Genomic DNA, 14,620 nt, shown 5'->3' on the forward strand with positions numbered 1-14,620 from the left:
AATGACCATCCCGACAATTTCCGACTACCCGATGCCGAAGGACTTTCCGGCGAACAAGACCGGCTGGAAACCGGATGCCGCTCGTGCTGTCTTCCTGATCCACGACATGCAGGACTATTTCCTCCGCTACTACAACGCCGACGGCGAACTGATGACGCGGTTGATCGCCAACCTGCAGCGTGTCCGCAACTGGGCCTACGCCCACAACGTCCCGGTCATCTACACGGCTCAGCCTCATGACCAGCCGCCGGAAGACCGAGCACTCCTGAACGACATGTGGGGTCCCGGCCTGACCGTGGCCGACCCGGCCCTGCAGCAGGTGGTCAAGGGACTGGAGCCAGGCGAAAACGACGTGGTTCTGACGAAATGGCGCTACAGTGCATTTCAACGATCCGACCTCAAGGCCCGCATGGCATCCCTTGGCCGCGATCAACTGATCGTCGGTGGCATCTACGCACACATCGGCTGCCTGATGACTGTTGCGGATGCGTTCATGAACGACATTCAGGCCTTCATGATTGGCGATGCGGTTGCCGATTTTTCCGAGGCCGAACACAAGATGGCCCTGAAATATGTCGCAACCCGCTGTGGTGCGGTCACAGATACGGCAAGCCTCACCGGTGCAGCCCGGAAGGCTGAGCCGATGCGGGACTGGCTGCACAGCCGCGTGTTGGAGCTCATCGAAGACGACGCCGATCTCGATCCGGAAGAAAACCTGATTTTCTATGGTCTCGATTCCATTCAGGTCATGAAACTCGCCAGTGAACTGAAGGAACGCGGCATTGTGGTCGGCTTTGACGAACTGGCGCGTGTCCCGACCCTGAACGGCTGGTGGGCGCTCATTGAAAGCAAGCGCCTTGCAGCCTGACACAGCAGAGCGCTCCGACATGTCAACTCGGCAGTTCGCAGGCAAGCGCGTGTTCGTAACCGGTGCCGCAAGCGGCATCGGTCGGCGCATCGCCGAAAGGTTTTGTGACGAGGGTGCCACGGTCCTTGGTCTCGACAGACAGGCCGGCGACAACACCCTGCCATTTCGCATTCTCACAGCCGACCTTGCCGATGCCCGTCAGGTTGAAAAGATCTCTAGCGGGCTCATGACGGACCGGTGGTACCCGGACATCCTGGTGAATGCCGCCGGTGTCCTGCGAACCGGGGCGGCGGAGGATCTGTCGCTAGAGGATTGGCAGGCCTGTATGAACGTCAACGTCAGCGGACCGTTCTACCTGCTGCGCCAATGGATACCGGTGTTCAAGGAACGGCAAAGCGGGGCGATCGTGAACATTGCCTCCAACGCGGCGCATGTGCCGCGCACGGGCATGACTGCCTATTGCGCGTCCAAGGCGGCGATGGCGAGCCTCAGCCACTGCATCGGTCTGGAACTCGCGCCCTTCGGCATCCGCTGCAACCTTGTCTCGCCGGGTTCGACCGATACGCCGATGCTGCGCGAGATGGCGGGTGGAAAATCCGGCTACAGGCAGCTGGTCGCGGGCCAACCGGATCGGTTCAAACTCGGCATTCCACTGCAAAAGGTAGCTACGACCGATGATATTGCCGAGACGGTGCTGTTTCTTGCATCCGACAAGGCCGGGCACATCACGCTGCAGGACATCGTGGTCGATGGAGGCGCGACCCTGGGCGCATAACAGCCAGCGCCCCTCCCCTGCCCTCCATTGAGCCGGACCCTCCGGCAAATTTTCATTTACAAGGATTGCGAAATTGACAGCACCAGCTCCCACACCTTCCGAACAACCGGCCCCCGTGCCGCCCTTCAAGCTGATGGCACAGATCACGGCATATCGTACGTCTCAATGTATTCGTGCTCTTGTCGAGCTCGGGATACCCGCCCTCCTGGTCGAGCGGGCGAGATCGCTGGGAGAGCTTGCGGAAATCACTGGAACAAAGCACCGTCTCCTGGAACGAGTGCTCAGGCACCTGGTCAATGAAGAGGTGATTTCCCTGGATGCCCAGGGGCATTACCTCCCCTCCCCTGTCACCCGCCACCTCGTGCCGGGGCATCCGCAGAGCCTGCGCAACTGGGTGGCCTGTGAACTCGACCCGTTGCTCTGGCGAAGCTGGGAAAACCTGACCGAACAACTGCGAACCGGCAAGACTGCCTTCGATCTGGCCCATGGCTCCGCGTTTTTCGATTGGCACGCACAGGATCAGGCCGCGCAAAAACGGTTCGACGACCAGATGAACGGGGCCTCAAAAGGCATCGGTGCTGTCGTCGTCGACAAACTGGCATTCGCACCAGGAACCAGGATCATGGATGTCGGCGGCGGCAACGGGTCATTTCTGGCACAAATTCTGGACAGGAACGCGGAAACCACGGGAACTCTGTTCGAGCTTCCGCGCGGTGTCGAAGACCACGATCCGCTGTTCGAGCAGATGCGGTCAAACGGCCGGGCAACTACTCAATACGGATCCTTTTTCGAGCATGTACCAGGTAGTGCCGATGTTTATCTGTTCAGCCGGGTCTTCCATGACTTTGACGATGAAGCTGCGATCACCATCCTGCAGAACACCAGCCAATCCCTGAGCGGAAAAGAGCGCCTTTACCTGATCGACATGATGACCAGCGACGCTGCTGCCGACGCCCGCGGATCGTCCCAGGATATCTTCATGATGACGCAGCTCGGTGGCAGGGAGCGGACGGCCGAAGAATTTACCGAACTGTTGGCGAAGGCAGGTTTTGAGACTTCTTCCATAACACCGACGGCCAGCCCCGTCAGCATCCTGGAATTCAGGCTGGCAGGTTGATGCAGCCACTCCCCTCCCCTCTCACGCGGAAAATCGGCTCGCGTCAGATAGATATTTAAACGGCTAAGTTTCTTAAGCAATCAATGTTCTGCCGGCGGCTGGGGAACCCCGTGCCGCCGGCAGAATTGTTTCGTGAAGACTGATTTAGAACGTTGCCTTCGCACCAATGCCGAACATGCGCGGTGCCGTCATGGTGGCGAAGGAAGCGACACCAGGCCGGTTCTCGAGATAGGTCGGAACACGCTCGTCGAAGATATTGTTCACGTAGCCATAAAGCTGGAAATGATCGTGAACCTGGTAGGTCGCCCGTGCATTCGCGATTGTATAGGGATCGACCTGGAAAGCCGGCGTGTTGAGATCGTCCGAATAGTACCCGTCGAAATGCTCGACATTTGCCGAGAGGGTCAGGTTTTCCAGCACACTCCAGTCCACACCAAAGCCCAGCATATAGCCCGGAGCCTTGCCGAATTCATTGCCTTCGACCGACGGCAGCGTGTCGAATTCGGAGATCTCGCTCTGAAGCACACCGGCATTGGCATTCACACGCAGATTGTCCAGGACCTGGTAGCTCATCGCCACTTCAAGACCATAGGCGTGGGCCCGTTCCGCGTTCAAGGTGAGGAGCTGCGTCACGCTGCTGCCAGGCAACACCGTTTGGAAGTAACGCTGGGAGTCGTGATAGTCGGTGTAGAACAGGTTTGCGGACACAAACAGTTTGTCGTCCAGAAGATTGGCACGGCCGAAAATTTCATAGTTCCAGGACGTCTCCGCCTTGAACGGCAGGGCTTGTCCATTCAGGAAGTCGAAGGCAACACCACCTGGATTGAAACCACGATTGACAAGGCCGCCCACGGTAACGTCCGGCGTGATGTTGTAGGCGAGTGCAATCTTCGGCAGAAGCGCGTTGAAGGTCTCGTCGTAATCGAAATCCACGGGCCTGGGCGCAACCGTCGACGACAGGCCGGTGCGCTTGATCCGGTCGCTCTCGAACCTCAAGCCGCCTGTCAGGGTCCAGGCATCGCTGATCCGGTAATCGATCTCGGTGAATACACCCAGATTGGTCTTGGAATCCTCGAAATCCGGCGAACCGTTGAAGGGCAAGAGCAGGGTTTCGTCTGACTGTGTGTGAGCTGCATAAAGGCCCGCAACACCACTGAAAGTGCTGTCTTGGGTTCCGAAGTTCACCAGGGTCTCGTTCGACCAGTTCTGCTGGTCGATGGTCGCATCGCCGTTGCCGACAGTTTCGACGCTCCGCTTCACTTCCAGATCGGTGTATTGGGTGACGTTGCTGACGACAATTCCGCTTTCGAACTCATAGGAAAGGTCGGCGATCCCGGTGTGTGAACGGGAATAGAAGCTCGGTACGTTTGCCTGGCTGTTTTCAAGCCGGTCGTAGGGCTGGACTGTCGCAGCTTCATATGTCGGCTGATTGTTCTGGGCGGTCGCATAGGTGAGCTTTGCCGTCAGACCCGGGATGGCGTCAGGCGTATAGAGCAACTTCGCCCGTCCATTGAAGGACATGATGTCGAGGTTGGTCTCGTCATCCGTGAAGCTTGAATTGATATAGTCGATGAACGTGTCACGGCCGTAGTAGTCCAGCGCGACACGGGCGGCGAGCTGGCTGCTCAGCGGTCCGCTCAGCATGCCTGACACACGGTGAGTGTTGTAGCTGCCGTATTCAGCCTGCAGCGCACCTTCCGGCGTGAACGTGGGATCCTTGGTCTTGACGATGATCGCACCAGCGATGCTGTTCGCACCTTGAGACGTTGTCTGTGGGCCCCGGAACACTTCGATCTGGTCCACATCCCAGATCGATGTCGCACCGAACACCGTTTCGAAATAGGTCTGGTAGTGACCGTCAATGTTGATGGACGCCCGAGGAACGGTACCTGAATAAAACGCGACCGCGCCAGTGTTCGGCCCTTGCGTATCCTGCCCGCGGATAATCGGCGCAACGCCTGCCGTGCCGGGATAGTAGACGTTGGGAACGTCCTGAATGGCGCTCTGGACATTTTCCTCATCCGGCCGTGTTTCCAGATCCTCCCCCGTAATGATTTCAACCGAGCTGGCCGTCTCTTGAAGGCTGCGCGAAATCTTTTCGCCGCTCACGAGGATCGTATCGAGGACAGTTACGTCAGCAGCAGTTCCGGTTCCTGCATCTTGAGCCCATGCGATGCTGGTAACCATCTGTGAAACGGTGAGCACGGCGGTGCTGCCAAGCATCGTCGCAATACGAGTCGGTTTCATCTCTTGATCCTGATGAGTTTATGACTGCGCGAGCTGGAAAAGCCTTGCCCACGAGCAGTTGGGGAGAGACGACCCTGTCACCGGTTGCGGCTCATGCTTGCCCCAGCCGCCGGTGACCGGATCAACTGAATTTCACTATACAGAACTCATTACACATTTCAACATGAGTATAAAACTCATAAATAAATGTGGCGAACCGGCAACACCTTCAGTCAACAAACTGAATTTGAACGGAAAATCTGCTGCATTCACGATTGAACTTGCAACGGTTGCCAAATACCCTGTCGGTGAGATGGGAGGGGTGTGCGTTGTCGAAATTTTCAGATTGGTTGCACGACGAATCCAGGCATCAGTCGATTAAGGTGCCAGGCAATGAGTGAAGACGCAGATGGCGAAACGACCGGACAATCACCCAAACGCTCCGGTAACATTCAATCCGTTTCCATTGCCACGCGATTCTTGAACATCCTGGCCAATGGTTCCGAAGCCATGGCACTTGGCGTCATCGCCAAACAGGCCGGCACCGGCAGCCCGACTGCACACCGATACCTTCAAAGCCTGGTGAAGGAGGGGCTCGTCATGCAAGATCCCCAGACCGGGCACTACGATCTTGGCCCGACCGCGTTGAGTATCGGCATTGGCGCCTTGAAACGTGTAAACCCTGTAGAGATCGCGGCAAGGCACACGAAGCAACTCGCCAGTGGCTACGCTGCAAGTGCGGGCATCGCCATCTGGACCGAGCGTGGCCCAACAGTCGTGCGCTGGTATCGGAGCGCACTTTTTTCGATCAGTTCCGTTGGACTTGGTGACGTCCTTCCGGTCGACAATTCCGCATGCGGTCTGGTCTTCCAGGCATTCCTTCCCGAAAGCCAGATCAACGTTGCCAGGAAATTGCAGCCCCCTCATTTCCGAGGCAAACCACCCTCGCGTAAAATCCTCGAGACCGTTCGCGCCGAGTGCTGGGCCGAACTGACCGACCACCTGCTACCAGGTATTACGGGACAGGCCGTGCCGGTGTTTGATGCACAGCAGGAGATTGCCTGCGTCATGACGACGGTCACAAATCTCGGTCTCATGCACAAGCCCGAGGATAGAAAGGCTCTGTTCGACTGCGCCCGGCAAGCGGCCCGGGAAACTGGTGGTTTGGATGCGTTCACGGGTTTGTAAGCCCCTCCCCTCTCCGGGGATTTGCAATACAGCAGGCTCACAAAAAGCTTTTGGCCAGATCGGCTCCAATTAAAAAGCCGGCGACCATCTAAAAGCCCACCTGGCACTCGTTGCCCAATCGGCCAGAAAAATCTTCGGGAGTGAAGACAGGCCCTGGCATCTGACGAACCGCCGTCATAGGGCGTTCACCCAAATTTTTGCCGTGTATTTTTGCCATGCATCGCAGGACTATTTTGCCTGAAACCCATGCATTACAAACCACGATTATAGCCGGACAATCGACGAAATTTGCGTCAGGCTCTTTGTGCCTCTACGAACGATCAGCGCGGCACCAGTCAAATATAGCAATTGCTATAATTTCTAGCGGAGCGACTTTTAACACTGAAGGGCCACACCCCACACCCGGAAAAATCAGCTGATATAGCAATTGCTATATTCACAAGTTTTGCCCATGCCAGCGTCTGAAACGCTTGCGAACGTAATGATGCGTCGACGCATGTGTACCTGGCACTTCCGAAATTTCTGCACAGGCAACACATTGCAGATGGCTATCTATATTCGCCAGGCCTTGGACGCTCAAAAGAAAGCCCTATCACAGAGCCTCCGCCTGGTTTCCGGCGAGCATTCTCAGAACCAGACCGTCGCGCCACCAAATTCAAGAAAACAGAGATCAAAAAACACCTCAAGCCGGACAAGGCATCGGACGAAAAGTTGGTCCTTGGCATAACGAGCATCGGCTCGCGCGGACTGTCTCGATATTCTCTTTTCTTGAAGCGGGTCAGGACAAAAATGGAGCGGGCAGGGAGGTAACGCCGAACGATGAAAGTAACGAGACATCTGGCCAGAGACACACGCCACCGCTTTTCACAATGCGTCCAGCCGAAACGACCGGAACATCTGGCCCTCCAGCGCCACCCCGTCTAACGCTCCATCCACCAATGAGTGCTCCGCAACACCTTCCGCAAACCACGTGTCAATAAAGAGCTCAATCATTCGGCAGCTTCAATTCGATGCTGAACGACAAACCGCTTGTATGGCAGCAACCGGACTCCCGACCGGAGCTCATTAGACCAACGAAAATTACGCGGCGCTTAAAGAAAACTTCTTCAAGCTAAGAAGCGTATCGCATCTAGGGAGGGCGCTATACCCACAGAACGAACCCTCTGCGCTAAAGGCCGTTTCGCGCAACTAGCAAATCCCAAAAAGCAATCAATTAGCCGAGCCTCTCCGCGAGCTCTCCGGCATCGCACAACTAAGTATTTTCAGACCGGAAACAAATGAACCGGCTACTCAAGCAGCAACCAAGCCGACGGCTTACTTGTTGGCCCAATATAGCTCAACCCGCTTTGGTGAAACCCACTGTGGCTATGCGAACGAACTTCAGTTTCCTGTTTGCTTCCCCAATCAGCCTTCCCCCATCCGAACGAAATCTTGAAGAGAATGGACCGAATGAAGAGGGGAGTAAGTTGCCACGTATTTAGGCGCTGCCAGATACATGTCCTGCAAACGCTAGCTGCTGAAATTGTGCAACCGGCCTGACAGGAATAGGACGACCTGTTTTCTGAGAGATGATCGCAGACTTGATAGCATCGACCTGACCGGCCGGCCCTGCGAACAGAATTCAAGCGAGCAGCATGAGTGGCATGCACTGCAATGGCGCACACCAATCATTACGCTCAATGATCATGCCTCGCTGAACAACATTGGAAAATTGCGCGCCAGCCCGAGCAATGCAAAACGCCAGCCCCAGGAACGACCTCGCAGCAAACAGAGCCAGCCGAAGTCTGCACAACACGAAATGGATGCAACCTAGCCATGACAACAACCTCTCGTCGCTTGTATGCCGCAAGGGAATATGAGAGTTTATTAACTGTTTTTTAAGGAGTTCAACTCGACTGATGGATCAGCTAATGATTGAGGAGAAATGATCCGGACGGGCCACTTTCAAGACCTGCCCGGATCTCCCTCATGAGCTTCCCTCGCGTTGAACATCACCCCAACAATCTGGCCGACCGCCGTCTGCTGCGCCCGGCATCGCTGTAATAGCTGGACGCCTGGGCGAGGGACCTGTGCCGGGACTGCAGCATGGCATCCTGGATCGGAATGTCCCTGTTGGCCGCTTCTGTCAGAAAGCCTGAGCGCAAGCCATGCGCGGAAAAGTCCTGCGGGTCCAGTCCGGCAAGTGCACAGCGTTTCTTGACGATGGCATTCACCGATTGCGGAGTGAGGGCGCGGGATTTCAGGTTGCCCCACTGATCGATCGCGCGGAAGACGGCCCCTTCCTGAATCTGGGCCGCTTCCAGCCAGGCCTTCAGCGCATCGACACTCCGGCCGATCAGAAGAACCGAATTGTCGTCAGAAGATTCTTCCGTCTTGGTGCGCCCCAGTCGCAGGCTGGCGGCAGGCAGGAGGTCGCTATCCGGAACACGCGGGTCCAGAGGCAAAAAGTCCTCCCAGGTGATCTGACCAAACCGCATTCCGGATAACTCGGACCGCCGGCGGCCACCGGAGGCAAACCCGACCAGCAGCAAGGCCCTGTCGCGAATGTCCATCAGGCTAGGTGCGGCGTAGTCCGTGCCGTCACATGTCGCGAGTAGCAGCTCCAGACAATCGGCCGTGATCGCCTTGCGGCTTTTCCGCGCGCGCGGCCGGTCGGCGACACGAACAGCCAGACGCATGGCGGAGCGCACTTCCGCCGCGGAGAAGTCTCCCGTCAGACCCCGCCAGCGATGCAAGGTCGACCAGGAAGCCAACCGCCGCTGCACAGTCGCCGGAGCATGCGGGGGCCGAAGGTTTTCTGACTTTTTTTGAGTTCTAAGGAGCTTCTGCGCCTCCAGAGCCCGCGCCACGTGGTCAGGCATGCCATGAGACGGGTCAGACGACTTCTTGTCCGGGTCCCACAGGTGATGGGCAATGAACTTGAGAATGAGCGGCGCAGGCGCGGGCCAGGGCAGGGGGCTTCCGGTTGCCGCCAGGCACCAGCCTTCCAGATAGGAAAAGTCGGAGGTCAGAGCCCGCAGCGAATTCTCGCCCATGCCTTCCCTGGCAAGGTGGCGCAGGGTGTCGATGTCCTCATCGGTCAAAAGCCGGGCCAGCTGCTCTGCCCGGTCTGACCCGGCAAGGGCTGGCAGAATGGCGGACAACGTGTCGAGGGTTTCTATCTTGTCGCGCATTGTCTGATCCGCAGCCTCGTTCCGTGCGGGCTGCGACGAGAGACGGGGCGCGGGGAGAGGGCTTTCGGGCATGGCTGACAGGCTTTTGCGGGTTGGGACAGAGGGGCCAATGTCTAGCATGAGGTCGCTAAAAAGTCTAACCATCGATAAGCTTTAATTATCATTGCTTATGATCCTGAGTTGACAGATATCCATGTAATGATACTTTTTTGCTTGTTGATTATCGTTAATGAAATATTATCAGCCGATGTCAATGGTTTACGACCTCCACAAGTCCCTGAAATCACTGGATTGGCTCGATCTGGCCGACCCGCTCGATCGCGCCAGCCGGTCACTGACCCGAGCCGACGAGAGATTGCGCCGGACACCCGCGCTGGAAGACGGTGTGCGCAGCCGGTCCCACCTGTTTGAGACCTGTGCCTCCATGGCCCTCGATGGAGACCTTGTTCATCTGGAGGACCTTGTCCTGCACGACGCCGGCACCGACAGACGCGCGCCCACCCACGAATTGACACGGGCCGCCAGGTTCCTGGCGCTCCGCAGACGGGTCGACCGGCAACCCCCGGACAGTATCTTGAGCCGGGACGGTCTTCTGACACTTGTAGGCCGGCCGACAGATGACGCCGAGTTCGAGACAACGACAATCAGAAACTCGGGGGAGGGGAGGAGACCTGCCGCCTCAACCTCGGCCCAACAGGACATTACCGATACGGAAAAAAATCTCTTTGCCGAAATCGACGCCGTACTTGAACGCTCCAGACAGCTGGCACAGGGAACCGTCCCGGAAAGACCTGTCTCGTCCCGCCAATCCGGAGACATACCTTCCATACACTTCTCTCGGTTTTCGGAACGGGGGGACCGTCTGGACGACTGGCTCACTGTCAAAAAGGAAGCTGAAGTCCTGACATTACCGCCCGTTCTGGCGGCGGCGATTTTGGTTGATGCATGGCAGGTCCTACAGCCGCTGGACGGATGGCCGGAACTTGGCCGCCTGCTGTCGGCTGTCTTCCTGAAAACACAGGTGACCATGTCTCATTTGCCAAGCCTGTCAGCGGGATTGCGAAAGTCGCCCTTTCGCTGGCGCCGCAAGGACACGTTCCAGGTGCGCATCGCCGGCTTCCTGTCCGGTTTTGAAAAAGCCGCCCAGGAAACCATGGATCAGCTGGACCGGCTATCGATTGCCCAGGAGCAATTGGCACGCCATTGCCAGTCTTGCCGAAGCCACTCGAGGCTGCCGGAGTTTGCCCGGATGTTCCTGTCCCGGCCCCTGGTGACCATTCCCATGGCCCGCCAGGACCTCGGCGTCACCGCCGCCGCCGTCGACCGCATGATCCGCCAACTCGGCCCCGCGCTCCCCCGCGAGCTTACAGGCCGAGACAGATACAGGGCCTGGGGTATCCTGTGACATCTGATTGAGTGATCTGCCCGAGGAAGATCCCGTGACACAGGGGTCTGGGGTCTGGGATCAGGCACAACGCCACAGCCTCATTCCGGGCGATACCCGCGCTTATGCTTTTGTGCCGCCAGCTTCTGCTGATGTGCCAGAGCCGATGACACATCCGCAAACAGATCAAGCCGCGTTCGACCCCAGGTGCCCAGGCGTCCCCATGTCCGGCGAACCGCAAATCCGCCGAACAGGGTGGGCTCGACCGACAGGTGGTAGAACCGGTTCATGTTCCGGCCCGGGTCCACGCGTTTGAGGAGAAGGAGATCGTCATCTGGTTCCATGACCGCAGTGTCGAAGATCTCCGAACAGCGGTCCAATGAATGATTGGAATCGATGCGAAGGAACGGATTCAAATGGATGATGGGAGATGGAGAACCTTAAATGGGCTTTGTCATGTTGTTTGACCGAAAATGCCTGAAGCACATTTCTTTTGAACGCATGCAGCAGCCACGGCTTCCCATTGTGCCATTGCGCGAACGCTATAAACGAAAAAAGCTGCTGGCGGTGACCCAAACAGTAATGTGGTGTGAAGGCAGACCAACTGAACGCGCTCAAACGGCAGCGGAAAGTACAAAATAATTACACGCGACGATTGTCACAAACTCAATTACTGATATCTTAATTTCGAATTATGCGTCTCAATAAATAGCTTCATTTCATCGTGATCCCGGCATTTTCTGGAGAGATAATTGATGACAGTTTGCTCCTGCACGCTCCGAATTTCAGAGGCGATGACGCCGGCGTACACAAGACAGCCATTTCCGTCGGAGACTAGCCGATCGATGTGACCGTCAATTACGACGGATCGCAGGAGCCAGCACTGTAACGTTGAATATATCGTTTTCTCACCTTTTGAATCGTGCGGAAGTGCCGACTACAAGGACCAATCCATGGGCTGTGTAAAGAGTTCAGATCGTTGCGTGGCCCCTGCTGCAGGGCGAGCATCCTCCATTTCGACTCAACTCGGAAACCTGCGCCCACAGGTGAGCCAGCTTGCCATGCGGTCCGCTTCCTGCAGCACAAGAATGGCTATGCCAGTCGGACTGGCCCTGTCGTTGGTCTTGGTAACGCCCGCATTCGCGGACGGCGGCAGAGGCGGGGGCGCTGCAACGGGGGTTCCTGGAGGAAGCGACAGTGCGACGGCTGCGGGTGACAGCGGCAGCAACGGAGTCGTGGACATTAGCATCGTCACTGGTGGTGGCGGTGGCGGTGCTGGTGTGACAGGCGGTGCTGGTGGAGCTGGTGCTGGCGGTGCTGGTGGTGCTGGCGGTGCTGGCGGCTTAACCCCGGGAGCGGATGGGGTTGCTGGCGGCGACGTGAATAGCGGAGGAACGGGCGGTGGTGGCGGCGGTGGCGGTGCACATGGTGCAGTTGTCTCGGTCTCCGGCACGCTTTCCGGCGGGAACGGTGGAAACGGCGGGAACGGCGGGGGCTTTCCGGTAGGGGGGCCGACCGGGAATATCGGTGGCGGTGGCGGCGGTGGTGCAGGTGGCTACGGCACGGTCATCACGGGATCCAGTCTTTCGCTGACCAACAATGCTACCTTGACCGGAGGCACTGGTGGTGCAGGCGGTCGAGGGGGACAGGGCGGCGGCAGGGGTGGCGATGGCGGCAGTGGTGGGATCGGGCTGGATTTTGTCACTACGTCAAACGTCTTGCTGAATGGGCACACTATTGCGGGAGGCGCTGGCGGGAGTGGAGGCGCAGGACAAGGTGACGATTTTTTTTATGGCAACGGTGGCGATGGTGGCAATGGTGGCGCGGGCATCGTGGCATCCGACCTCGTTGTCACGAACACGGGTTCGATTACCGGCGGCAATGGTGGTGCAGCGGGCACAACAAATGTTGGTACGGCGGGTCAAGCCGGCGTTGGCGGAGCGGGCGTTTCTGGATCCAGTCTCACTATCTACAATAGCGGCACCATCGCCGGTGGTCTCTCGGGCGATGGAGCGACACGCGCCGATGCCATCAGTTTCACCGGCGGGACCAACACCCTGGAATTGCAGGCCGGGTCCAACATCCTTGGCAACGTCAGTGCGTTCAGTTCTGCCGACACCTTGCGTCTTGGCGGGGGCACCAACAGCAGCTTTGACGTATCGCAGATCGGTGCCAGTGCGCAGTATCAGGGTTTTGGCATATTTCAGAAGACCGGCGGCAGCACCTGGACACTGACCGGGAGCAACACTGCCGCACAGTCATGGACCCTTGATGCGGGGACCTTGTCCGTGAATGGCACGATCACGAATGCCAGTGTGACCGTCAGCGGTGGCAAGCTCGGCGGTTCCGGCACAGTCGGGTCTGTCGTTGTGCAATCTGGCGGCACATTCGCACCGGGTAATTCCATCGGCACGACAACAGTTTCCGGCGATGTCAATTTCGCGAGTGGCTCGGTTTACGAGGTCGAGGTCAATGACGGCGGCACGACGGCTGGAACGAACAACGACCTGATTTCCGCAACGGGCACAGCAACTCTCGATAGTGGCGCCTCCGTCACCGTGTTGGCCGAAAACGGCACTGACAATGGTTCCAGTTATGCCGCTGTATCGACCTACACCATCCTGACCGCGACTGGTGGGATTACCGGAACCTTCGGGTCCTTGAGCGAAAACTTCGCCTTCCTGGACGGAGCGCTCAGCTACGACACGCTGAATGTCTACCTTACGCTGACCCGTAACGCCGCAGGCCTGACAAGTGTCGCGCAGACCCTCAATCAGACAAAGACGGCGTCTGCAATCGTGGATCTCGGCACCGGGTCCAGCCTTTATGACGCCGTTATCTCGCAAAGTGCTTCGGGCGCACGCGCCGCTTTTGATGACCTGTCGGGCGAAATCCACGCGTCTCTTTCAACGGTTGTGATCGAGGATGCACGGTTCCTGCGCAATGCCGCCTATGACCGAAGCCGTGCCGTCAGGACCCATATGGGCGCGGTAGACCTGGAACCGGGGGGTGCCACAGCGCAAACCGCCACCTATGGGGACAGCTTTTCCGCTGCGGGCAGCGCCCTCTGGATGACCGCGATCGGCGGTTTCGGGGACTGGTCCTCGACAGGAAACACAGCGGGTCTTTCCAGCTCCAGCGGCGGCTTCCTGGCTGGGGCCGACGGTGTTCTGGGCGATGCCGTGCATCTCGGCCTGATGGGCGGATACCAGAGGGCAAATGTCGATGAGAATGCGCGCTCGTCCACGTCGAAAGTGGACAGCTATCTATTCGGGGCCTACGGCTCCACTAGCGTGAACGCGCTGGCCCTGCGCTTCGGCGGCTCCTATTCCTGGCATGGCATCGACACCGACCGCGATGTCACCGTCGGCAATTTCTCCGACAGCCTGTCTGCGGACTATACCGGACGAACCCTCCAGGCCTTCGCTGAAGCCGGGTACGAGATTGCTCTCGGTGCCTATGCGCTCGAGCCCTTTGCGGGGCTGGCCCATGTCAACCTGCACACGGACGGTTTCACCGAGAGCGGCGGCGCAGCCGCCCTGACGGTCAATGCCGCGACCTCTTCAGCTACATTCACGACCCTTGGCTTGCGTGCGGCTGGTGTTGTCAACTTCGACCAGGCGGCGGTGAATTTTCATGGTGGCCTCGGCTGGCAGCACGCCTTCGGACCTTTGAACCCGTCGGTCCAAAATAGTTTTGCAGGTGGCGCGGACTTTACGGTTTGGGGCGCGCCTATCGCACGCGATGTCTTGACCGTCGATGCCGGGCTAGACATCGACCTCGCTGAAAACACCACGTTCGGTGTTGCCTATGGCGGCTATCTCTCCGGAGAGAGTGCATTGCATGATTTAAAGGCTAACCTGACGTTCCGTTTCTAGGTCGGTCACCT

11 protein-coding genes are annotated in these 14,620 nt (G+C 58.0%); 7 read left to right on the forward strand and 4 right to left on the reverse strand.

Translation table 11 applies throughout. The features are described 5' to 3' along the window. Window position 1: 1 nt before the first annotated feature. The 3 genes from J7447_RS24220 to J7447_RS24230 all read left to right on the forward strand — a co-directional run bounded on the left by J7447_RS24220 (window position 2) and on the right by J7447_RS24230 (window position 2,760). Window positions 2-868 (forward strand): isochorismatase family protein, encoded by an 867-nt coding sequence (locus J7447_RS24220; protein WP_209171191.1) that lies wholly within the window; start codon window positions 2-4, stop codon window positions 866-868. A 19-nt stretch (window positions 869-887) separates the two neighbouring features. Beyond that, window positions 888-1,643, forward strand: a complete 756-nt coding sequence (dhbA, locus tag J7447_RS24225) for a 2,3-dihydro-2,3-dihydroxybenzoate dehydrogenase (RefSeq protein WP_209171192.1) — start codon at window positions 888-890, stop codon at window positions 1,641-1,643. 73 nt (window positions 1,644-1,716) lie between these two features. Beyond that, complete coding sequence (locus J7447_RS24230) at window positions 1,717-2,760, forward strand: methyltransferase (protein ID WP_209171193.1); 1,044 nt, start codon at window positions 1,717-1,719, stop codon at window positions 2,758-2,760. A 144-nt stretch (window positions 2,761-2,904) separates the two neighbouring features. Here J7447_RS24230 and J7447_RS24235 read toward each other — a convergent pair whose 3' ends face one another. After that, window positions 2,905-5,007 carry a TonB-dependent receptor gene (locus J7447_RS24235; protein WP_209171194.1) on the reverse strand — a complete coding sequence of 701 codons (2,103 nt, stop codon included), beginning with the start codon at window positions 5,005-5,007 and terminating at the stop codon, window positions 2,905-2,907. A gap of 372 nt (window positions 5,008-5,379) precedes the next feature. Here J7447_RS24235 and J7447_RS24240 point away from each other — a divergent pair, with 372 nt between their 5' ends. Then, on the forward strand, window positions 5,380-6,174 hold the full coding sequence (locus J7447_RS24240) for an IclR family transcriptional regulator (protein ID WP_209171195.1): 795 nt from the start codon (window positions 5,380-5,382) through the stop codon (window positions 6,172-6,174). A 1,991-nt stretch (window positions 6,175-8,165) separates the two neighbouring features. Here the strand turns inward: J7447_RS24240 and J7447_RS24245 are convergent. Further along, window positions 8,166-9,347 (reverse strand): tyrosine-type recombinase/integrase, encoded by a 1,182-nt coding sequence (locus tag J7447_RS24245; RefSeq protein ID WP_286189530.1) that lies wholly within the window; start codon window positions 9,345-9,347, stop codon window positions 8,166-8,168. Between the two features lie 253 nt (window positions 9,348-9,600). On the opposite strand from J7447_RS24245, the gene J7447_RS24250 reads away from it, so the two are divergent. Then, window positions 9,601-10,752: an RHE_PE00001 family protein gene (locus tag J7447_RS24250; protein ID WP_209171197.1), complete on the forward strand. Its 1,152-nt coding sequence runs from the start codon at window positions 9,601-9,603 to the stop codon at window positions 10,750-10,752. An 80-nt stretch (window positions 10,753-10,832) separates the two neighbouring features. On the opposite strand, the gene J7447_RS24255 is transcribed toward J7447_RS24250, so the two are convergent. Beyond that, window positions 10,833-11,075, reverse strand: coding sequence for a WGR domain-containing protein (locus J7447_RS24255; RefSeq protein WP_055661078.1), 243 nt, complete (start codon window positions 11,073-11,075; stop codon window positions 10,833-10,835). A gap of 100 nt (window positions 11,076-11,175) precedes the next feature. On the opposite strand from J7447_RS24255, the gene J7447_RS24260 reads away from it, so the two are divergent. Next, window positions 11,176-11,373 carry a hypothetical protein gene (locus J7447_RS24260; RefSeq protein WP_209171198.1) on the forward strand — a complete coding sequence of 66 codons (198 nt, stop codon included), beginning with the start codon at window positions 11,176-11,178 and terminating at the stop codon, window positions 11,371-11,373. Between the two features lie 379 nt (window positions 11,374-11,752). Here the strand turns inward: J7447_RS24260 and J7447_RS24265 are convergent, their stop codons facing one another. Next, a complete protein-coding gene (locus tag J7447_RS24265) occupies window positions 11,753-11,974 on the reverse strand; it encodes a hypothetical protein (RefSeq protein WP_209171199.1) in 222 nt (73 codons plus the stop codon). On the opposite strand from J7447_RS24265, the gene J7447_RS31560 reads away from it, so the two are divergent. After that, window positions 11,967-14,609, forward strand: coding sequence for an autotransporter domain-containing protein (locus J7447_RS31560; RefSeq protein WP_209171200.1), 2,643 nt, complete (start codon window positions 11,967-11,969; stop codon window positions 14,607-14,609). The two genes, J7447_RS24265 and J7447_RS31560, sit on opposite strands and share 8 nt — an antisense overlap. Window positions 14,610-14,620: the final 11 nt, after the last annotated feature.

The organism is Labrenzia sp. R5_0 (genome assembly GCF_017743835.1).
Classification (GTDB): domain Bacteria; phylum Pseudomonadota; class Alphaproteobacteria; order Rhizobiales; family Stappiaceae; genus Roseibium; species Roseibium algicola.

Excerpts from the sequence above, each read along its gene's own strand:
- J7447_RS24240 (WP_209171195.1), top strand. The coding sequence starts at position 5,380 with ATGAGTGAAGACGCAGATGGCGAAACGACCGGACAATCACCCAAACGC.
- J7447_RS24255 (WP_055661078.1), bottom strand. The coding sequence starts at position 11,075 with ATGGAACCAGATGACGATCTCCTTCTCCTCAAACGCGTGGACCCGGGC.
- J7447_RS24250 (WP_209171197.1), top strand. The coding sequence starts at position 9,601 with ATGGTTTACGACCTCCACAAGTCCCTGAAATCACTGGATTGGCTCGAT.
- J7447_RS24220 (WP_209171191.1), top strand. The coding sequence starts at position 2 with ATGACCATCCCGACAATTTCCGACTACCCGATGCCGAAGGACTTTCCG.
- J7447_RS24260 (WP_209171198.1), top strand. The coding sequence starts at position 11,176 with ATGGGCTTTGTCATGTTGTTTGACCGAAAATGCCTGAAGCACATTTCT.
- J7447_RS24245 (WP_286189530.1), bottom strand. The coding sequence starts at position 9,347 with ATGCGCGACAAGATAGAAACCCTCGACACGTTGTCCGCCATTCTGCCA.
- J7447_RS24265 (WP_209171199.1), bottom strand. The coding sequence starts at position 11,974 with ATGTCCACGACTCCGTTGCTGCCGCTGTCACCCGCAGCCGTCGCACTG.
- J7447_RS24235 (WP_209171194.1), bottom strand. The coding sequence starts at position 5,007 with ATGAAACCGACTCGTATTGCGACGATGCTTGGCAGCACCGCCGTGCTC.
- dhbA (WP_209171192.1), top strand. The coding sequence starts at position 888 with ATGTCAACTCGGCAGTTCGCAGGCAAGCGCGTGTTCGTAACCGGTGCC.